We start from the raw sequence: 20,280 nt of genomic DNA on the forward strand, positions 1-20,280 counted from the left end.
CGGGCCGAGCCGAGTACAGGCGGGCGCATTCTGTGCCGGACCGGGCCCGGACTCTACGATCATCCCCGTGGCGAAATGGCTCGGGACGTCGCTGGGTGGCGGTGTGGCGGCAAGCACCCGCGCCAAAGACATCAATCGGCAGGACGCCTGCAAGATCCTCGACAACGCCCTGAACGACGGCGAGCTCTCCATGGAGGAGCACCGGGAACGGGTCAGCGCGGCCACCAAGGCGGTCACGCTCGGCGATCTGCAGGCCCTGGTGACCGATCTGCAAACCGACAGCAGCGCGCTTCCGACGCCCGCCGCCAAAGCCCTGTCGGTGCCGCCGAAGCTGCGCGGTTGGGGGATGCTCGCCGCCGCCTTCGTCGTCTCGGTGCTCCTGGGCGTCGGCATCGGGTGGGGCATGTACGGCAACACCGACTCGCCGCTGGACTTCACCACCGACCCCGGAGCCAAGCCCGACGGCGTCGGCCCGGTGGTGCTGACCCCGCCGACCCAACTGCATTCGGTCGGCGGGCTGACCGGCCTGATCGAGCAAACACGCAAACGGTTCGGCAACGCCGTGGGGTATCGACTCGTGATCTATCCGACGTACGCGGTCCTCGACCGGCCGGACCCCTCCGACGATCGCCGGGTGCTGGCCTACACCTACCGCGGGGGCTGGGGCGACCCGAGCAGCTCGGCGAAAAGCTCCGCGGACGCTCCCGTTCCGGTTGACCTGAGCAAGTTCGACGTCACGGCGACCGTGGGCATCATGCGCGGCGCCCCGCAGACCCTCCACATGAAGCCGTCGGACGTCAAAACCGAGTACCTGAACATCGAACCGGCGACCGACCCGACCACCCCCGGCGCGCTCTCGCTGTCGCTGTATGTCTCAAGCGACTACGGTGGTGGTTACATCGTCTTCGCAGGTGACGGCACCGTCAAGCAACTCAACTTGCCGTCGTAGCCGCCGCGATTCGATTCGGCGCACCCGGACTAATAGTGGACGAACACCCGGTGGTGTTGTGGCGAATATATCGAGACGATACGATTACGCGAGGCGTCGAACCGTCGTAACCAACCATGCAAAGGGGGTGATTCGATGCTCGAGCTCGCCATCCTCGGTCTTCTCATCGAATCGCCGATGCATGGTTACGAGTTGCGCAAACGGCTAACCGGCCTCCTCGGTGCGTTTCGTGCGTTCTCGTACGGTTCGCTGTACCCGGCCCTCCGGCGGATGCAGGCCGAAGGGTTGATCGCCGAGGACGCCGCCCCCACCGGAACGCCGGTTCGGCGCGCCCGGCGCGTCTACCAGCTAACCGACGAGGGCCGTCGGCGCTTCGGTGAGCTGGTGGCCGACACCGGCCCGCACAACTACACCGACGACGGCTTCGGGGTGCATTTGGCGTTCTTCAACCGGACTCCGGCGGAGGCGCGCATGCGCATCCTGGAAGGTCGCCGCCGTCAGGTCGAGGAGCGGCGGGAAGGCCTGCGCGAAGCCGTGGCGCGGGCCAGTAACTCGTTCGACCGCTACACCCGCCAACTTCACCAACTGGGGCTCGAGTCCAGTGAGCGCGAAGTGAAGTGGCTCAACGAGCTCATTGCTGCGGAGCGGGCGATGCCCGGCCTCTCCGAGCAGACGTAAAACCCCTGCACGAATTCGATCAGCTGCGACACAAGTTATGGAGTTAGGAGAACGCCCAATGAGTGACCAGAACGCGCCACAGGCGTCGACCGAGGTACGAGTCGCCATTGTCGGCGTCGGTAACTGCGCGTCTTCCCTGGTACAGGGCGTCGAGTACTACCAGAACGCCGACGAGAACAGCACCGTGCCCGGCCTGATGCACGTGAAGTTCGGCCAGTACCACGTGCGCGACGTCAAGTTCGTCGCGGCCTTCGACGTGGACGCCAAGAAGGTCGGCTTCGACCTGTCCGACGCGATCTTCGCCTCGGAGAACAACACGATCAAGATCGCCGACGTGCCGCCCACCAACGTGACGGTGCAGCGCGGCCCGACACTCGACGGCATCGGCAAGTACTACGCCGACACCATCGAGTTGTCCGACGCCGAGCCGGTCGACGTGGTCAAGGTGCTCAAGGAGAACAACGTCGACGTGCTGGTGTCCTACCTGCCGGTGGGCTCGGAGGAGGCCGACAAGTTCTACGCCCAGTGCGCCATCGACGCCGGCGTGGCCTTCGTCAACGCGCTGCCGGTGTTCATCGCCTCGGACCCGGTGTGGGCCAAGAAGTTCGCCGACGCGGGTGTGCCGATCGTGGGCGACGACATCAAGAGCCAGGTAGGCGCAACCATCACCCACCGGGTGATGGCCAAGCTGTTCGAGGACCGCGGTGTGCAACTGGACCGCACCATGCAGCTCAACGTGGGCGGCAACATGGACTTCCTCAACATGCTCGAGCGCGAGCGGCTGGAGTCCAAGAAGATCTCCAAGACGCAGGCCGTCACCTCCAACCTGCAACGCGAGTTCAAGACCAAGGACGTGCACATCGGCCCGTCCGACCACGTCGGCTGGCTCGACGACCGCAAGTGGGCGTACGTGCGACTGGAGGGCCGCGCCTTCGGCGACGTGCCGCTGAACCTGGAGTACAAGCTCGAGGTGTGGGACTCGCCGAACTCGGCGGGCGTCATCATCGACGCGGTGCGGGCGGCCAAGATCGCCAAGGACCGCGGCATTGGCGGCCCGGTAATCCCGGCGTCGGCCTACCTGATGAAGAGCCCGCCGCAGCAGCTGCCCGACGACATCGCCCGTGCGCAGCTCGAAGAGTTCATCATCGACGGCTAACTCGGTTCGGCCTACTGACCCGCGGGCGTAACGTCACGGCGATTTTCCCTCTGGGATTCGCCGCAGCGTTACGCTCGCGGTCTTTGGAGCCGATTCATCGCGGCCCCACAGCGAACGGCCTTGCGGCAGAAGCACGAACGATCGCCGATCGACACATCGGCTCGCCGGGGCGACGCAGCCGGTTGGCTGCCGGGCCTTCGCCGTCGTTACGTCTCTAGACGCCGGCGCTAGTGTCTGTAGATCGTGACCGAAATCTCCGGAGACGAACTGGACGGACTGTCTGAGTTCTCGCTGTTGCGCGAGAACGCCGAACAAGCCGGCGTCGAGGGTCCGCTGCCCGACGTCCAGCGCGTCGAATCGGGCACGGCTGAGAGCAAAATCAGCGCACTGCGCTGGGGCGGCACTCCCCCGCGGATCGTTTTTCTGCACGGTGGCGGCCAGAACGCGCACACCTGGGACACCGTGATCGTCGGCCTCGGCGAGCCCGCACTGGCGGTGGACCTCCCTGGGCACGGCCATTCGGCATGGCGCGAGGACGGCGACTATTCGCCGCAGATCAACGCCGACGCCCTGTTGCCGGCGCTACGCGAGCACGCACCGAGCGCCGATCTTGTCGTGGGCATGTCGCTGGGTGGGCTGACCGCGTTACGGCTGGGTGCCGTGGCGCCCGAACTCGTCAACGAACTCGTCTTGATCGACGTCACCCCGTCGGCGCTGCAGCGGCACTCGGAGATGACCAAGGAACAGCAGGGCACGGTGGCGTTGATGCACGGGGAACGCGAATTCCCCAGCTTCCAGGCCATGCTGGACCTGACGGTCGCCGCGGCGCCACACCGCGAGGTGAAGGCGCTGCGCCGCGGCGTGTTTCACAACTCGCGCAGGCTGGACAACGGCAACTGGACGTGGCGCTACGACGCCATCCGCAAGTTCCCCGACTTCGACGTCCTGTGGGAGGACGTGGACCGGCTGTCCGCGCCGATCACCCTTATCCGCGGCGGCAAGTCGGGTTTCGTCAGCGACGACGACGCGGCCGAACTCAGCCGTCGCACAAAGCATTTCCGCACGGCGCACGTCGTCGAAGATTCCGGACATTCCGTGCAAAGCGACCAGCCCCTCGCCCTGATCGATCTGCTGCGCGGGGTGCTCAACGCGGGCTGAGCCTACGGTGGTTTCATGAGCCCTGATCTCCCCATTCGTATCGGCGTGCAACTGCAGCCTCAGCACGCGCCGCAGTATCGCCAAATCCGGGACGCCGTGCGTCGTTGCGAGGACATCGGCGTCGACATCGCCTTCAACTGGGACCACTTCTTCCCCCTCTACGGCGATCCCGACGGTGCGCATTTCGAATGCTGGACAATGCTCGGGGCGTGGGCCGAGCAGACTTCGCGCATCCAGATCGGCGCGCTGGTCACGTGTAACTCGTACCGGAATCCCGAGCTGCTGGCCGACATGGCCCGCACGGTCGATCACATTTCGGACGGGCGGCTCGTGCTGGGGATCGGCTCGGGATGGAAGCAGAAGGACTACGACGAGTACGGCTACGAGTTTGGCACCGCGGGCAGCCGCCTCGACGACCTCGCGGGCGCCCTCCCCCGGATCAAGGCGCGACTGGCGAAACTGAACCCCCCGCCGACCCGCGACATCCCGGTCCTGATCGGCGGGGGCGGTGAGCGCAAGACGCTGCGGCTGGTCGCCGAATACGCCGACCTGTGGCACAGCTTCACCTCCGCCGACGAGTTCCCGGCCAAGGCGGACGTCCTGGCCCGGCATTGCGCCGACGTCGGCCGCGACCCGGCGAGCATCGAACGCTCGGCCGCCGTGCGGGACGGCGGCGAGCTGATCGACAATGCCGAAAAGCTCGTCGGCCTCGGAGTCACGCTGCTAACCGTCGCGTGTGACGGGCCGGATTACAACCTCGGCGCCGCGGAAGCGCTGTGCCGGTGGCGGGATGGTCGTTAAACCCGTCGCTGACCATTTATCGGCGAAACACCGGAAAATACGAGCCCACTCGTGAGAAACTTCTCGCGCTGATGGCCGCACCGGGTTTGAAAGAGACTCAACGACGAAATGCCAAAGAAATACGGGGTCAAAGAAAAGGACCTGGTTGTTTCGCACATCCTTCACCTCTTGCTGACGGGGAAGTTGCGCACCGGCGACCGCGTCGATCGCAATGAGATCGCGCTGGGCCTGGGCGTAAGCCGCGTCCCTATTCAAGAGGCGCTGGTGCAACTCGAACACGACGGCATTGTGTCCACCCGCTATCACCGCGGCGCGTTCGTCGAGCGGTTCGACGAAGCCACCGTCCTCGAGCATCATGAGCTCGAGGGTCTGCTCAACGGCATCGCGTCCGCACGCGCGGCCACCAGCCCCACGCCGCGGATCCTGGGTCAGCTCGACGCCTTCATGCGATCGCTACGCACAGCGAAGGATTCGCGGGCCTTCTGCGACATCGCCGCGGAGTACCGGCGCACCCTCAACGACGAATACGCCGGGCCGCGCCTGCACGCCACGATCCGCGCCTCGCAAAACCTGGTTCCCCGAGTGTTCTGGCTGATTTATCAGGGCAGCCGCGAAGAGATGCTGCCGTTCTACGAAGAGGAGACCTCCGCTATCAACCGGCGCGACCCCGAGGCCGCCCGGGCCGCGTGCGTCGGCCGCTCCTACCTGATGGCCCAGACCATGCTGGCCGAACTTTCCCGGCGCAGGGTGTTCACCGCCCCCGACGACGGGAGCCCGGTCGTGCCCGGACCGCTCGAGGTGCTCGTCGACGCCGAAACCGTCGGCGTCGAGCCGTCGCTGGCGCTGTAGGGCACGCTCACCCGACGAAGCCGCCGCCCTGTCGATACGGTGGCAGGGATGAATGCGCGCGTGGACCGGCGCACCCAGCGCCGCGCAAGGCTGTTCGGACTGGCCGCGACGACGGTGCTGGTGTGCGGCATGGCATTAGGCGGGCCGGCCGCGCCCGCGGCTGCCGACTGGAATCAATGCGCGCCGGCCGGCTTGGACAGCGCAAGGGCCTTGCCCAAGGATCTGACCGAGAGCCGGCCCACGCCCCAGGAAGACCGGGACACGACACAATCCGTCGAGCCGCTCACCGCGGTTGACGTCGGAGCGCTCGGGCTCGGCACACCGGGCGTGCTGACGGTGGGCACGCTCTCGGATGCCCCGCCCAACATCTGCATCAATCCGACCGGCGAATTCAGCGGTTTCGACAACCTGCTGCTGCGCGCGATCGCCGACAAGCTGCATCTGCAGTTGCGCTTCGTCAGCACCGACTTCTCCGCGTTGCTGGCCCAGGTGGCGTCCCGGCGCTTCGACGTCGGATCGGCGTCGGTGAAAGCGACCGACCAACGCCGTCGCACCGTCGCTTTCACCAACGGTTACGACTTCGGCTTCTACTCCCTCGTGGTGCCCCCGGGCTCACCGATCCACAAGTTCAGCGACCTCGGCGCCGGGCAGCGCATCGGCGTCGTCCAGGGCACCGTCGAGGAGTCGTACGTCGTCGACACCCTGCATCTGCAGCCGGTGAAGTATCCCGGCTTCGCCACCCTGTACGCCAGCCTCAAGACCCGCCAGATCGATGCGTGGGTGGCGCCCGGAACGCTTGCCTCGACCGTGGTTCGGCCCGGTGATCCCGCGGTGACCGTCGCGAACACTTTCAGCCCAGGCAATTTCGTGGCTTACGCGGTCGCCAAGGAGAACAAGCCGCTAATCGATGCGCTGAATTCCGGGCTGGACGCGGTGATCGCCGACGGCACGTGGGCCAAGCTGTACTGCGACTGGGTGCCGCGCACGCTGCCGCCGGGATGGAAGCCCGGGTCGAAAGCGGCGCCGGTCCCGAACCTGCCGGATTTCGCCGCGATCGTCGCGAGCCAGCACCGCGCGCCGACAGGTCCGGCCGCGCCCAAATCGGCGCTGGCCCAGTTGCGCGATTCGTTCTTCGACTGGGACATGTACCGCCGGGCCATCCCCGTTCTGTTGACGACGGGGCTGCCGAACACCTTGATCCTGACCAACTGCGCCATCGTGATCGGGCTGGCGCTCGGGATGGTGCTGGCTATGGCGGGCATCTCGCATCGGCGCTGGCTGCGCTGGCCGGCGCGGGTATACACCGATATCTTCCGTGGCCTTCCCGAAGTGGTGATCATCCTGCTGATCGGAATGGGCGTCGGACCATTGGTCGGCGGCCTGACGAACAAGAACCCTTACCCCTTGGGAATTGCCGCGCTTGGGTTGATGGCCGCCGCCTATATCGGCGAAATCCTGCGCTCCGGAATACAAAGCGTGGACCCCGGCCAGTTGGAGGCCTCCCGCGCGCTGGGCTTCAGCTACACGACTGCGATGCGACTGGTGGTGGTGCCGCAGGGAATACGGCGGGTATTGCCGGCACTGGTCAATCAGTTCATCGGGTTGTTGAAGGCGTCCGCGTTGGTGTACTTCCTTGGCCTGATTGCCGATCAGCGGGAGCTCTTTCAGGTGGGCCGGGATTTGAATGCCCAGACCGGGAGCCTCTCACCGTTGGTGGCCGCCGGCCTCTTCTACCTGATATTGACCATTCCGTTGACGCATTTGGTGAATTACATCGACGCGCGCTTGCGCCGCGGCCGGGGCGCCCCCGACCTCGACGACAATGCCGAGATGCTGGCGACGAAGTTCGGCCAGGAGATCACGTGAGCGGCGCGAGCCGTCGGTCGGTTTCTTTGGCCGCCAAGGATATTCACCAGACCCTGGGCGGGAACAAGGTGCTGCGTGGCGTCGATTTCGAGGCTCCGGCGGGCACCACCGTCGCTGTCATCGGACCGTCCGGCTCGGGCAAGTCGACGCTGCTGCGCACCTTGAATCGGTTGTACGAACCCGATAGCGGCGACATCCTGCTGGACGGTCGATCGGTGTTACGCGACGATCCCAACGAGCTGCGACAGCGCATCGGCATGGTGTTTCAGCATTTCAACCTCTTCCCCCATCTGAGCGTGCTGAAAAACGTTGCGATGGCTCCGCGCAAGTTGCGGCACCTGCCGGCCGACGATGCCCGCGACCTGGCGCTGAACCAATTGGAGCGAGTTGGCCTGAAGCACAAGGCCGATGCCCGGCCCGGCATGCTGTCCGGGGGCCAACAACAACGGGTCGCCATCGCCCGCGCGCTGGCCATGGCGCCCCAGGTGATGTTCTTCGACGAGGCGACTTCGGCGCTGGATCCGGAAACGGTCAAAGGGATTCTGCAACTGATCGCGGACCTCGGCGCCGACGGCATGACGATGATCGTGGTCACCCATGAAATGGGCTTCGCCCGCTCGGCATCCGACGCCGTTGTGTTCATGGATCGCGGCAAGGTGGTGGAATCCGGGCCCCCGGAGCAGATTTTCGAAGCCGCGCAGACCGAACGGCTGCAGCGATTCTTGTCCCAAGTACTTTGACCACCCCATTGCTACTAATTAGTCGGCTTAGCTAGCTTGTACGTGCCTGATATAGCGTTAGACTCCCCGTTTATGGCGGACAGCGAATCCACCGCGGCCGACGTCACCGAGCTTGCGGAAGGTTTGCACCGTGCGCTGTCCAAATTGTTTTCGATTCTGCGGCGCGGGGACCCGAGCGGCATCGCGGCCGCGGGCGAATTGACGTTGGCGCAACTGTCGATTCTGGTCACCTTGCTGGATCAGGGGCCGATTCGGATGACCGACCTGGCGGCCCATGAGCGGGTGCGCACTCCCACCACCACCGTGGCGATCCGCCGGCTGGAAAAGCTGGGGCTGGTGAAACGCTCGCGCGACCCGTCCGATCTGCGGGCCGTGCTGGTCGACATCACCCCGCGCGGACGTGCCGTCCACGGCGAGTCCCTGGCCAACCGGCGCGCCTCGCTGGCCGCGATGCTCAGTCAACTGCCCGCGTCCGACCTCGGCACCCTGATGCAGGCGTTGGCTCCGCTCGAGCGGCTGGCCTGCGGCGAACCGGCACCCGCGCCCGCGGGTGCGCCAGCTGCCCGTAAAGAGGCGTGAAAGTAACTGCCTTTCAGCGAGTTTGGCGGCGCCCGTAGACTACGGTGCATGCCAACTGCACTGATCACCGGCGCCGGCGGTGGCATCGGTTCCGCGATCGCCACCGCGCTGGCCCCCACCCACACTCTGCTGCTGGCCGGTCGGCCCTCCGACCGGCTCGACGCCGTTGCCCAGAGGCTGGACGCGACGACGTTCCCAGTGGACCTCACCGACACCGTGGAGATCGAGGCCTCCTGCGAGATCGTGGACGAACTCGATGTGCTGGTGCACAACGCCGGGGTGTCGATCCCCGGTCATGTCGCGGATTCCGACGTCGACGAGTGGCGCGCCACCTTCGCCGTCAATGTGCTTGGGCCGGTGGGACTTACACTGGCGCTGCTGCCCGCGCTGCGGCGTGCCCGCGGCCAGGTGGTCTTCATCAACTCCGGTGCGGGGCGCAACGTTTCGCCCGGCATGGCCTCCTATTCGGCCAGTAAGTTCGCGTTGCGCGCCTTCGCCGACTCGCTCCGTGCCGACGAACCGCAGCTGCGGGTGACGACGGTCTACCCCGGGCGCACGGACACCGAAATGCAACGGGAACTAGTCGCGTTCGAGGGGGGGACGTACGACCCGGCGAAGTTTCTCAAGCCGGAAACCGTCGCGGCAACGGTCGCCAACGTGCTGGCGACGCCACCCGACGGACACGTCCACGAGGTGGTGCTGCGGCCCGCGGGCCGGTGACTCGCGACCGCTAGACGACCAGGTTCACCAGTCGGCCGGGGACCACGATCACCTTGCGGGGATTGGCGCCCGCCAAGAATGCCTGGACCTTCTCGTCCGACAATGCCGCGGCCTTCAGGGTGTCCTGATCGGCGTCGGCCGCCACCACCACTCGCCCACGCACCTTGCCGTTGACCTGGACCGGGTATTCGACGCTGTCGTCGACCAGGTAGGCCGGATCGGCCTGCGGGAACGGGCCGTGCGCCAGCGACGTGGTGTGGCCCAGCCGCAGCCATAGCTCCTCGGCCATATGCGGGGCCAGCGGCGCCAACATCAGCACCAGCGGCTCCACCGCGGCCCGGGGAACGGCGTCGCGGTGCTCCTTGGTGAGGTGGTTGGTGTACTCAATCAGCTTGGCCGCTGCAGTGTTATTCCGCAGTGCGGCATAGTCTTCCGATACCCCCGCGATGGTGCGGTGCAGCGCCCGCAGGGTGTCGGAGTCGAGCTCCTGCTGTCCGGCCACGTCGAGCACCCGGGTCCGGCCGGTCTGCTCGTCGACCACCAGCCGCCACACCCGCTGCAAGAAGCGCTGTGCCCCGACGACGTCCTTGGTGGCCCACGGTCGGGAGGCCTCCAGCGGGCCCATCGACATCTCGTACACCCGCAGCGTGTCCGCGCCGTACTCGTCGCAGATCTCGTCGGGTGAGATCGAATTCTTCAGGCTCTTACCGATTTTGCCGAACTCCTGGAACACCTCGATCTCACCGTCGGGGGCCGGGTAGAAGAAGCCGCCGTCCCGCTCGATCACTTCTTCGGCGGGAACATACGAGCCGCGCGCGTCGGTGTAGGCGAAGGCCTGGATGTAGCCCTGGTTGACCAACCTGCGGTAGGGCTCCCGTGAGCTGACGTGCCCCAGGTCGTATAGAACCTTGTGCCAGAAGCGGCAATACAGCAGATGCAAGACCGCGTGTTCGGCGCCGCCGACATACATGTCGACGCCGCCCGGGTCGTCCGGCCCGTGCTCGGCTGGCCGCGGGCCCATCCAGTAGGACTCGTTCTCCTTGGCGCAGAAGCGTTCTGAGTTGTGCGGGTCGGTGTAGCGCAGCTCATACCAGGAGCTTGCGGCCCACTGCGGCATTACATTGGTATCGCGCGTGTACGACTGAAGGCCGTCGCCGAGGTCCAGTTCGACGTGCACCCACTCGGTCGCCTTGGCCAATGGCGGGGACGGCTCGCTGTCGGCGTCGTCGGGATCGAACGACACCGGTGAGTAGTCCGGCACGTCCGGCAGCTCGACCGGCAGCGCGGCCTCGTCAAGGGCGTGGGCGCGTCCGTCGCTGTCGTAGACGATCGGGAACGGCTCGCCCCAGTAGCGCTGCCGGGCGAAAAGCCAGTCCCGCAGCTTGAATTCGATCCGCGCCCAGCCGCGGCCGTCCGCCTCCAGGCGGGCGGTGATCGCTTCCTTGGCCGCCGGCACGTCCATTCCGTCCAGGTAGCCGGAGTTCACCAGCACGCCGTCGCCCGGGTAAGCGGCCTCCGAAATATCGCCCCCGGCAATGACTTCCACGATGGGAAGGCCGAACTCATGGGCGAAGTCCCAGTCGCGCTGGTCGTGGCCGGGCACCGCCATGATAGCGCCGGTGCCGTATCCGGCCAGGACGTAGTCGGCGATGAAGATCGGCACCGGCTTGCCGTTGGCGGGGTTGGTCGCGTAGCTGCCCAGGAAGACGCCCGTCTTCTCCCTGCTCTCCTGGCGCTCAAGGTCCGACTTCGCCGCGATCGCCTGCCGGTACGCGGCGACGGCCTCCCCCGGCGTCGCGGCGCCGTAAGTCCAACGGGCGTCGGTCCCCTCGGGCCAGCTCGTCGCGACCAGCCCGTCGACCAGGTCGTGCTCGGGGGCAAGCACCAGATAGGTGGCGCCGAACAAGGTGTCCGGCCGGGTGGTGAACACCTCGATGTCGACCGTCTCGCCGCCGGCGTTGCTCGCCGAGAACAGCGCCCGGGTGCCCGTGGAGCGACCGATCCAGTTGCGCTGCATGGTTTTGACCGGCTCCGGCCAGTCCAGCAACTCCAGGTCGTCGAGAAGCCGGTCGGCGTAGGCGGTGATTCGCATCATCCACTGCCGCAACCGTTTCCGGAACACGGGGAAGTTGCCGCGGTCGCTGCGGCCGTCGGCGGTGACCTCTTCGTTGGCCAACACCGTGCCCAGACCCGGACACCAGTTCACCATCGAGTCGGCGCGGTAGACCAGTCGGTGGCCGTCGATCACGTCGGCCCGCTCCCCCGCCGACAGCGTGGCCCAGTCCCGTCCATCGTCAAAGCGGCGGGCGCCGGAGTCGAATTCCGCGATCAGCTCGGCGATCGGGCGGGCCTTGCCGGCCGCAGTGTCGAACCAGGCGTTGTAGATCTGCAGGAAGATCCACTGTGTCCACTTGTAGAACTCGACATCGGTGGTCGAGAAGCTGCGCCGGCTGTCGTGGCCGAGGCCCAGCCGACCCAGTTGACGCCGGAAGTTCACGACATTGGCCTCGGTCCGGGTGCGCGGATGGGTGCCCGTTTGCACGGCGTATTGCTCGGCGGGCAGCCCGAACGAGTCGAAACCCAACGCGTGCAGGACGTTATGTCCGGTCATCCGGAAGTAGCGGGCGTAAACGTCGGTGGCGATGTAGCCCAGCGGATGGCCGACGTGCAGTCCCTCGCCCGAGGGATAGGGAAACATGTCCTGCACGAACAACTTGTCAGCGGGGACCGGGCTGCCATCCGTCGGAGCCAACGAGCCGACCGGGTTGGGCACGTTGAACGTCCCGAGCTTCGCCCAGTTCTCCTGCCAGGTGCTCTCGATACGGCCTGCCAGCGCCGCGGTGTAGCGATACGTCGGCGCATCGGGGTCCGTCTGAACGGCACCGGAGTTGCTCTCGGCGGCGGTGGTCGGGGATTCGGTCACCTGAACAGGGTATAAGGGTCACCTCGGGCCGACCGCCGGCCACGGGATGATCTCGGTTCCGTTGCGCACCGATCAGGGGTTCATCCCAGGTGTATTTCGGGCCTATCCACGGCCTTTGACCTGTAGTTACAGTCGGCCTCTAATGACCTGGCAGTGCGCCATTGGAAGGACCGAGGCAGATGATCGAGACCGTCCCCGCCCGCCGTGCGCTCCTCGGGGGTATGGTCGCCGCCCTGATCGGCATGGCGGTTGTCACGGGCGCCCAGGCATCGGCAGACCCCGTACTTCCCGCGCCAGCACCCGCTCCTGCCATCCCGGCGCCGCAGAACGTCGCCGCCGCGCCCGGACAGGCGCCCGCCAACCGGTTCCTCGCCGCCCCGCCGGCGCCGAATCCCGTCGCATCGCCGACGGCCCCGGGTGCAACGGTGCCGGCGGCGGCCGCGCCGGTGGCCCCCGCGGTCACTCCGGCCCCGGCCACCTCCGGGACGGTCCGTGAATACCTGCAGTCGAAGGGCGTCAAGCTCGAGGCGCAAAAACCCCAGGGCCTCAAGGCACTTGACATCACGTTGCCGGTGCCGGCCCGCTGGACTCAGGTGCCCGACCCCAATGTGCCCGACGCGTTCGCGGTGATCGCCGACCGGCAGGGCAGCAGCATCTACTCCTCGAATGCACAGGTGGTGGTGTACAGGCTGGTCGGTGATTTCGATCCTCGCGAGGCCATCAGCCACGGCTACGTCGACAGCCAGAAGCTGCTGGCCTGGCAGCCCACCAACGCTTCGATGGCCGATTTCGGCGGCTTCCCGTCGTCGATCGTCGAAGGCACGTACCGCGACGGCGACATGACGCTGAACACCTCGCGGCGCCACGTGATCGCCACCTCGGGGGGCGACAAGTACCTGGTGTCGCTCGCGGTGACGACCGATCGTGCGGTGGCCGTCGCCGACGCACCCGCCACCGACGCCATCGTCAACGGCTTCCGCGTGACCGTTCCCGGGGCCCCGGCGCCGGCGCCGGTCCAGACTCCGGCGGCCTCGCCGGTCGGGCTGACCCCGGCCCAGGCTCCCGTGCCGCCGGTTCCTGCCGCGGCTCCGGTCCCGCAAGTTCCTGCCGCGGCTCCTGTCGGGCAGATACCGGCCACCGCTCCGGTCGGGCAGGCGCCCGCCACAGCTCCGGTTGCGCAGGCTCCCGCCGTGGCTCCGCTCCGGCAAACCTCGGGCACGGCTCCTCCGGTGGGCTTGCCCCCGGCGCCGATGCCCAGCCGTCAGCCCACACCGAACCTGTTAGCCCTGGTCCCCGGCCTCCCCCCGCTCCCCAATTTCACGTTCTTGCAGCACTGAGCGGTGCCAAGGCTCCTCCGGAGCCGACTGAGCGGACCGGTGTCCGGGCTCGTATTGTGAGGCCATGCTTATTGCGGGAGTGCTGTGCATGTGTGCGGCGGTAGCCTCCGCCGGGTTCGGAACTTGGTCGTTGGCGCGCACCCAGAACGTCGACCCCACCGCGCTCGCGCTGCGCTCCATGGCTCCGGCGCAACTGGCGGCGGCAATCATGCTTGCCGCCGGCGGTGTGGTGGCGCTGGCAGCCTCCCCACACACCGCGCTGGTGGTGTTGATCGTCTGTGTCGCCGGCGCCTGCGGAACGGTGGCCGCCGGGTCATGGCAGAGTGCGCGCTTCGCGTTACAGCGAGAAGCTGCGGCACCCGGCTGCGGGGGAACCTGCGCCGGCTGCACGCAGTCTTGCCACTGAAGCCCGGCCGGACCTGGGGAGGGGCGCTAGTTGCGGCTCAGGTCTATCGGGTGGGTCGCAAGCAACGACAAGGGCAACGGCTGGCGGCGCAGCACCTGCGCCCACAGGTCGGACCTCGACCCCGCCAGAACGTCAGATGGCAACGCGGACAGTACGATCCAGTCGTCTCGTTCGATTTCACCTTCCAGCTGACCAATGGTCCAACCGGAATAGCCCGCGAAAATGCGGACTCCCTCCACCAGCGGAGCGATCGTGTCGGGCTCGGCGTCGAGATCGACCATCACCACCCGGCCATCCACATGCCGCAGTCCGGCCACCCCCTGCGGATCGGCGCCAACCCGCAACGCCGCCAGGCATAGCGCCGCGTCCCGCTTCACCGGGCCGCCGATGAACATCGTCTTCGGCTTGGCCGCCAATTTGGTCCACTGCGGCAGCACGTTGTACACCGCGGTCTCGCTGGCCCGGTTCAGCACGACCCCCAACGTGCCGCCGTCGTTGTGCTCGACGATGTAGATCACGCTGCGCCGAAACGTCGGTTCGAAAAGATCGGTGTTGGCAAGCAGTAACGTCCCCGCGCGCACCCGCTGCGCGGCCGGCGCGACATAGTCCTCTGGGTCCTCGGGCGGCACCCAACCATCATCGCATCCGGCGCCTGCCGCCCGGGGGAATCAAGCGCGGGGCGTAAAGATTTGTACTGTTGGTAAGTCGGCTCGGACGGTGACGAGCTTGCTAGCCCCAACTTTGGAAGTCGGTTTTGTGATCCAATCCCGGATGCACTCAAGCGCACCCGTCGAAATATGGCGGTCGGTGCGCAGTTTGCCAGACTTCTGGCGGCTGCTGCAGGTGCGCATGGCGAGTCAATTCGGTGATGGCCTGTTCCAGGCCGGTCTGGCCGGAGCGTTGCTGTTCAATCCGGACCGCGCCGCCGATCCGATGGCGATCGCACGGGCGTTCACCGTGCTGTTCCTGCCGTACTCGCTGCTCGGGCCGTTCGCCGGCGCGCTGATGGACCGGTGGGACCGCCGGCTGGTGCTCGTCGGCGCCAACGTCGGCCGCCTCATCCTGATCGCCGCGATCGGCACGATCCTCGCCGTCAGGGCCGGCGACGTGCCGCTGTTGTTGGGCGCACTCTTCGCCAACGGCTTGGCCCGGTTCGTCGCGTCCGGACTGTCGGCGTCGCTGCCGCACGTCGTGCCCCGCGATCAGGTCGTGACCATGAACGCCTTGGCCAACGCGTCCGGGGCGATCGCCGCCTTCATCGGTGCCAACTTCATGCTCGTGCCGCGGTTCCTGGTCGGCGCGGGCGACAAGGGCGCCTCGGCGATCATCTTCCTCACCGCGGTACCCGTGTCGATCGCCTTGGTGCTGTCGCTACGGTTCGGGTCCCGCGCGCTGGGCCCGGACGACACCAAGCGGGCGATCCACGGACCGGTCCTCTACGCCGTGGTCACCGGCTGGCTGCACGGTGCACGTACCGTGGCGCAGCGGCCGACGGTCGCCGCCACGCTGTCGGGCCTGGCCGCGCACCGGATGGTGATCGGCATCAACTCCCTGCTGGTCCTGCTGCTGGTGCACCAGCTGACCGACCCCGCAGTCGGGGGACTGGGCACCGCTCTGGTGTTCTTCGGCGCCACCGGCTTGGGCGCTTTTCTGGCCAACGTGCTGACTCCGCCGGCGGTTCGTCGCTGGGGGCGCTACGCGACGGTCAATGGTGCGCTCGCGGCGTCCGCGATCATCGAGGTCGCCGGCGCGGGGTTGCTGTTACCGGTCATGGTGGGGTGTGGCTTTTTCCTCGGTGTGACCGGGCAGATGGTCAAGCTGTGCGCCGACTCGGCAATGCAGATGGACGTCGACGACGCCCTTCGCGGGCACGTATTCGCCGTCCAAGACGCGTTGTTCTGGGTGGCGTTCATCGCCGCGATCACGGCGGCCGCGGCGTTGATTCCCGCGGATGGGCATGCGCCCGCATTCGTCCTGGTCGCTTCCGGGCTTTACCTGGCCGGCCTGGCCATGCACGGCATCCTGGGCCGGCGCGGCGAACAGGCGAATAATCGCTACCCGGCGGGGGCAACCGACGATCGGAGGCAATGATGGCGGGTCCGGAACCGATTGTGGCCGACCTACGCGCCGAAAGCGACGAGCTTGACGCCCTGGTAGCGCCGCTGCCAGCCGAACGCTGGGCCGAACCGACGCCCGCGCCGGGTTGGACCATCGCGCATCAGATCGGGCACCTGTTGTGGACCGACCGGGTCGCGCTGACCTCGGTCACCGATGAGACCGGCTTCGCCGAAGAGCTGAAGGCCGCCGCTGCGGACCCGACGGGCTTCGTCGACGCGGGTGCCGAAGAGTTGGCGGCTCTGGCGCCGGCCGAGCTGCTCGCCGACTGGCGGTCGACCCGTTCCCGGTTGCACGAAGAGCTGCTGATGGTTCCCGCGGGGCGCAAGCTCCCATGGTTCGGGCCGCCGATGAGTGCGGCGTCGATGGCCACCGCGCGGTTGATGGAGACCTGGGCGCATGGCTTGGACGTCGCCGACGCGCTGGGCGTCAAACGGGTGGCCACCGACCGGCTGCGCTCGATCGCCCACCTGGGGGTGCGCACGCGCGACTACGCCTTTTTCGTCAACAATCTCCCCGCTCCGGCCGAGCCGTTCCTGGTCGAGCTGCGCGGACCCGGCGGCGACACCTGGAGCTGGGGATCGCCGGATGCGGCGCAACGGGTCACCGGTTCCGCCGAAGACTTCTGCTTTCTGGTCACTCAACGGCGACCGCTCAGCGCCCTCGACCTCACCGCCGATGGGCCCGACGCGCAGCGCTGGCTGGAGATTGCGCAAGCCTTCGCGGGCCCTCCCGGCGCCGGTCGATGAGCGCGCGAGCGCGCGAAGAGAGCTGGCGCCCATCCGACACAAGCGCCGGTCGATGAGCGCGCGAGCGCGCGAAGAGAGCCGGCGCCCATCCGACGCAAGCGCCGGTCGATGAGCGCGCGCGAAGTTATTGCAGCGGCCCGCCGTACGTTGCCCGGTTCTCGGCTTCCGCCTCTTCGCGCAGCGCCGAGATCGCAAGGTTCAGCCTGTCGGCAAGCTCGCCGTGGGCATATCCGGTCATCACGCCGGGGTGCAGAGTCAGCTTGAGCAATCGGCCGTCGGAATTCGCCACGGCATGAATGTCACCGAGGTCGACGCTGTAGGTGACGGCCTCGGCCTGGGCAACCAGGGCTTCCCACTTGTCGGCCGCCTCGCTCAGTTCGCGGAGAACTGATTCGACGAGGTCCTTGTCGCTGAGATTCGCGCGACCGCCCGAATCCGACACGATCACAGTATCGTCGCCCCCTCCAACCAGCGTCAATTCAAACTCGCGGGTGACCGGTGCACCCCATGGCGGCTAGGGGGCGGGCGCCTGGGCGGCGAGTTTCTGGTACCAGGCGAGGTGATAGTTCGCCGATACCGCGTCTCCGCTCGCGATGCCTTCGGTGGCGGCCATCAACAGACACTTGAGCAGGAGAGCCGGGTTCACGGTCGGGTACTGGACCAAAAGTTGGTAGCGCGCCGTATCGAGGTGCACGCGCAGCACGTCGACCTCTTGGTCGATGACAACCGCTTCCGCGGCGGCCGCGTCCGCCAACCTCTGCACGATGCGAGGGAGTCCGTCAAACCGGCGCGTGGTCTCGCTCAGCACCCTGGCCAGATCGCTTATAAGCGGCAGCTCGCGTGGTTCCAACGACGATTTCGTGGCGGTGAAGTCGGGCGAGCGGCGCAGCGAATCACCAGGAGCGTAGGTCACCACGCGCGCCGCATCGCCGATCAAGGCGGACACCCTGCCGGTGCGTCGCTCGGGTTCCAACAACCGCACCCCAGCCGGAAGGTTGATACCTGCCGGTATCCAGCCGTGCGCGAGGTCGGTGACCAGGACGGTCGTGCCATCCAAGAGTTCGCCGACCGCCCAATTCAGCCGCGACTCCTGCCGGACCACGAATTCGAGGAGCCGATTCAGCCGGTCCGTGTCGAAACTCGTTGCGGCGGTGTCCTTTTGCCTGCTGGGCCGAGCGGCGGGCTCCTGGGGTGCATCCGGCTCGTCCTGGCTCGCCGGGCCCTCGGCCGGCTCGTCAACCACGGGCTCGGGCTCGGTGATCGCGGGGATGATCTGTGTCTCCTCCATCGAGGCCATCGAGTCCTCGACGGGCTCCGGCTGCTGTGCCAGCTGTTGCGCCTCGTCCTGGGCCGGTGCCGGCTCTTCGGACACGGCGTGGTGACGACCGTTCGCGACGGGTTCGTCGACCACGGGTTCGGCCTCGGTGATGGCGGGGATGACCTGCGTCTCCTCCATCGAGGTCGCCGGGGTGTCGTCCTCGGCGATGGGGTGGCTGTCCGGCTCGTCAACCACCGGCTCGGAATCGGTGATCGCGGGGATGACCTGCGTCTCCTCCATCGGCGCCCCCGCGACGCCGTCCGCGGCATCGATGTCGGACCCTCGTTCGGGCTGGTCCTGCTCGGTCGCCGGCTCCTCCACCCCCAGGTGGTGACGACCGTTGGCGACGGGCTCCCAATCGGGCTCGGCATTCTCGGTCGGCGCGTCGACGACGGGCTCCACCTGCGTGACAGCAGGAATGACTTGCGTCTCCTCCATATCCGGCGCGCCGGCGCTCTGTTCGACGGCGGTGTCACGGACAGGTGCCTCGGCCTCGTCCCCGCCTTGCGGCACGGAAGGGGCCGGCTTGTCGGCAACCCGCCAGCGCGGCCGGCGCACGTCCCTGGTGGGTGCTTCGGAAGGTCGCGAGTTCGGGACAGCAGGGATGACCTGGGTCTGGTCCATGTCCGATGACTGTGGCTCGGTGGCCTGCGGGCGGAGATATCCAGCGGTCACCCCGGCCTTCGCCGCGTGCAGCTGGCGAATCGTCGATTCGACGCGGCGGACGGCGCGGGCCCGCGCCTCGTCGATGACCCGGGCTTCCTTCGCCTGACGCGCAAAATCGGCCAAACCCGCGCGCTTGACCATTTTCAGCTGCTCGTTGGCGCTGTCGGCGATCCGCTGCAGGTCCGTCTTCAGATAGTCTGCGAGCGTGGCATTTTCGGCGGTGATCGTCGACAGCTCGGCAGGCCAAAGCCCACCGATCACCCACGGGGTGCAATCGATGGGAGAGCTGAAGGCCGGCATCGCCAGTGATTCCCGGGTAGCTCTCCGGAGGCGCTGACGCGCCGTCATCCGACCGAAGATCGCCACCGGCTCAGCGTACCGGCATCTGCCGGATGGCTTATTCGGTCAGTGAATTGTGCAGCTTTGACGGCCTGAGTACCGTGCAGATATGGCTGAATCTGCCCTGCAGCAGCAACTCGATGAGGTGCGTGCCTTACTCGCCCGCGCACGAGAGTTGTTCGGCCCCAACCCCGTAGAGCCGCCCACCGACATCGCTCCAGATCCCGAGGCGGCCAAGACCTGGCTGTTGTAGGCCTCTAGATAGCGCTGTGACGGCGGCGAAGTTTATGCGCGAGTAACTTCTCGATCGCCGCATCGAGGTCTCGCGGGGTCGGAACCTCGGCCGAGGGGGTGTGACCGGCCGCCACGATCTCGTCGCGAATCTCCAGCAATGCCTTCAGGCAAGACACGTCGGCGGTCAGCAAAATGCCTCGTGCCAGCGCCTCGGCGTCGGTCTCCATCGCCTCTTCGCTCAGCGCAACGCTGTGCATGTACCCGCCACGGCAGGAGCGGACCAGGATGTGCCCACTCGGGTGAACGGTGTCAAAAGCGGGATTCGCGTCCGTCATCGACCGCGGTCAGCGATGCCGCCGAGGCTGCGCGCCGCATCCTGCTCGTGCTGTTCCCACATCGTCGCCGACGCCGCCAATTTGTCTGCCAGGTCGGCGTGGTCCGCCGCTTGCTGCTCGTAGCACTGTCGTCTGAGCTCAAGCAGTTCCCGCCCTGCGTCGCGAAGGTCACCGAAGATCGGGCCCAGCGAATCCAGACTTTCCTGGATCGCCTCGTGCGACGACGGGACCGTGCGTAAGTAATCGGAGGTTTCCTGGTGGCGCGCAGCGGCTTGACGCAAGTGCGCGGGGACCACATGGATCGAATCTGCCATCCGCTGTCTCCTGTTCACGGCCGCCGGCCAGACCGGCGAGATCACTAT

At 67.1% G+C, this 20,280-nt stretch carries 21 protein-coding genes; 15 read left to right on the forward strand and 6 right to left on the reverse strand.

Translation table 11 applies throughout. The features are described from left to right. Positions 1-67: 67 nt before the first annotated feature. From A5781_RS16880 to A5781_RS16925, 10 genes are all read left to right on the forward strand, one after another. Entirely contained in the window at positions 68-949 is an 882-nt protein-coding gene (locus tag A5781_RS16880; protein ID WP_067208535.1) for a DUF1707 domain-containing protein, read from the forward strand. A gap of 135 nt (positions 950-1,084) precedes the next feature. Then, a complete protein-coding gene (locus tag A5781_RS16885) occupies positions 1,085-1,627 on the forward strand; it encodes a PadR family transcriptional regulator (protein ID WP_066950869.1) in 543 nt (180 codons plus the stop codon). A gap of 58 nt (positions 1,628-1,685) precedes the next feature. Then, positions 1,686-2,783, forward strand: a complete 1,098-nt coding sequence (locus A5781_RS16890) for an inositol-3-phosphate synthase (protein ID WP_067208537.1) — start codon at positions 1,686-1,688, stop codon at positions 2,781-2,783. A gap of 243 nt (positions 2,784-3,026) precedes the next feature. Beyond that, positions 3,027-3,941 carry an alpha/beta fold hydrolase gene (locus A5781_RS16895; protein ID WP_067208543.1) on the forward strand — a complete coding sequence of 305 codons (915 nt, stop codon included), beginning with the start codon at positions 3,027-3,029 and terminating at the stop codon, positions 3,939-3,941. Between the two features lie 15 nt (positions 3,942-3,956). Further along, positions 3,957-4,742: an LLM class F420-dependent oxidoreductase gene (locus A5781_RS16900; protein WP_067208545.1), complete on the forward strand. Its 786-nt coding sequence runs from the start codon at positions 3,957-3,959 to the stop codon at positions 4,740-4,742. 108 nt (positions 4,743-4,850) lie between these two features. Further along, a complete protein-coding gene (locus A5781_RS16905) occupies positions 4,851-5,591 on the forward strand; it encodes a GntR family transcriptional regulator (RefSeq protein ID WP_067208548.1) in 741 nt (246 codons plus the stop codon). A 48-nt stretch (positions 5,592-5,639) separates the two neighbouring features. Further along, complete coding sequence (locus tag A5781_RS16910; RefSeq protein ID WP_067208549.1) at positions 5,640-7,457, forward strand: ABC transporter substrate-binding protein/permease; 1,818 nt, start codon at positions 5,640-5,642, stop codon at positions 7,455-7,457. Beyond that, on the forward strand, positions 7,454-8,197 hold the full coding sequence (locus A5781_RS16915; RefSeq protein ID WP_067208556.1) for an amino acid ABC transporter ATP-binding protein: 744 nt from the start codon (positions 7,454-7,456) through the stop codon (positions 8,195-8,197). Before A5781_RS16910 ends, A5781_RS16915 begins: the two co-directional genes overlap by 4 nt. A 72-nt stretch (positions 8,198-8,269) precedes the next feature. After that, positions 8,270-8,776 carry a MarR family winged helix-turn-helix transcriptional regulator gene (locus A5781_RS16920; RefSeq protein ID WP_067208558.1) on the forward strand — a complete coding sequence of 169 codons (507 nt, stop codon included), beginning with the start codon at positions 8,270-8,272 and terminating at the stop codon, positions 8,774-8,776. Positions 8,777-8,824: 48 nt separating this feature from the next. Next, the gene (locus tag A5781_RS16925) at positions 8,825-9,496 is read left to right on the forward strand and encodes an SDR family oxidoreductase (protein WP_067208560.1); all 672 of its coding nucleotides are present in this window, start codon (positions 8,825-8,827) and stop codon (positions 9,494-9,496) included. Between the two features lie 10 nt (positions 9,497-9,506). Here A5781_RS16925 and leuS read toward each other — a convergent pair whose 3' ends face one another. Continuing rightward, complete coding sequence (gene leuS / locus A5781_RS16930; protein ID WP_067208561.1) at positions 9,507-12,419, reverse strand: leucine--tRNA ligase; 2,913 nt, start codon at positions 12,417-12,419, stop codon at positions 9,507-9,509. A 179-nt stretch (positions 12,420-12,598) separates the two neighbouring features. On the opposite strand from leuS, the gene A5781_RS16935 reads away from it, so the two are divergent. Both A5781_RS16935 and A5781_RS16940 read left to right on the forward strand, forming a co-directional pair. Continuing rightward, entirely contained in the window at positions 12,599-13,756 is a 1,158-nt protein-coding gene (locus A5781_RS16935) for an LpqN/LpqT family lipoprotein (RefSeq protein WP_067208564.1), read from the forward strand. Between the two features lie 64 nt (positions 13,757-13,820). Continuing rightward, on the forward strand, positions 13,821-14,162 hold the full coding sequence (locus tag A5781_RS16940) for a hypothetical protein (RefSeq protein ID WP_067208568.1): 342 nt from the start codon (positions 13,821-13,823) through the stop codon (positions 14,160-14,162). Positions 14,163-14,188: 26 nt separating this feature from the next. Here the strand turns inward: A5781_RS16940 and A5781_RS16945 are convergent, their stop codons facing one another. Beyond that, positions 14,189-14,791, reverse strand: coding sequence for a YqgE/AlgH family protein (locus tag A5781_RS16945; RefSeq protein ID WP_067208571.1), 603 nt, complete (start codon positions 14,789-14,791; stop codon positions 14,189-14,191). Between the two features lie 142 nt (positions 14,792-14,933). Here A5781_RS16945 and A5781_RS16950 point away from each other — a divergent pair, with 142 nt between their 5' ends. Both A5781_RS16950 and A5781_RS16955 read left to right on the forward strand, forming a co-directional pair. Continuing rightward, positions 14,934-16,253, forward strand: a complete 1,320-nt coding sequence (locus A5781_RS16950; protein WP_067208574.1) for an MFS transporter — start codon at positions 14,934-14,936, stop codon at positions 16,251-16,253. Further along, positions 16,253-17,026: a TIGR03084 family metal-binding protein gene (locus tag A5781_RS16955; protein WP_067208753.1), complete on the forward strand. Its 774-nt coding sequence runs from the start codon at positions 16,253-16,255 to the stop codon at positions 17,024-17,026. The genes A5781_RS16950 and A5781_RS16955 overlap by 1 nt, the downstream gene beginning before the upstream one ends. A 124-nt stretch (positions 17,027-17,150) precedes the next feature. Here the strand turns inward: A5781_RS16955 and A5781_RS16960 are convergent, their stop codons facing one another. Together A5781_RS16960 and A5781_RS16965 are read right to left on the reverse strand one after the other, a co-directional pair. After that, entirely contained in the window at positions 17,151-17,471 is a 321-nt protein-coding gene (locus A5781_RS16960) for a DUF2710 family protein (protein ID WP_369817744.1), read from the reverse strand. Between the two features lie 69 nt (positions 17,472-17,540). Continuing rightward, positions 17,541-19,376, reverse strand: coding sequence for a DUF5631 domain-containing protein (locus A5781_RS16965; RefSeq protein WP_067208577.1), 1,836 nt, complete (start codon positions 19,374-19,376; stop codon positions 17,541-17,543). A gap of 82 nt (positions 19,377-19,458) precedes the next feature. On the opposite strand from A5781_RS16965, the gene A5781_RS25915 reads away from it, so the two are divergent. Continuing rightward, the gene (locus A5781_RS25915) at positions 19,459-19,602 is read left to right on the forward strand and encodes a hypothetical protein (RefSeq protein ID WP_167374087.1); all 144 of its coding nucleotides are present in this window, start codon (positions 19,459-19,461) and stop codon (positions 19,600-19,602) included. Between the two features lie 4 nt (positions 19,603-19,606). Here A5781_RS25915 and A5781_RS16970 read toward each other — a convergent pair whose 3' ends face one another. Then, positions 19,607-19,918 carry a DUF2694 family protein gene (locus A5781_RS16970; RefSeq protein WP_067208579.1) on the reverse strand — a complete coding sequence of 104 codons (312 nt, stop codon included), beginning with the start codon at positions 19,916-19,918 and terminating at the stop codon, positions 19,607-19,609. After that, the gene (locus A5781_RS16975) at positions 19,915-20,232 is read right to left on the reverse strand and encodes an ESX-1 secretion-associated protein (protein WP_067208759.1); all 318 of its coding nucleotides are present in this window, start codon (positions 20,230-20,232) and stop codon (positions 19,915-19,917) included. Before A5781_RS16975 ends, A5781_RS16970 begins: the two co-directional genes overlap by 4 nt. Positions 20,233-20,280 lie beyond the last annotated feature (48 nt).

The organism is Mycobacterium sp. 852002-30065_SCH5024008 (assembly GCF_001665645.1).
Taxonomy (GTDB): domain Bacteria; phylum Actinomycetota; class Actinomycetes; order Mycobacteriales; family Mycobacteriaceae; genus Mycobacterium; species Mycobacterium paraffinicum.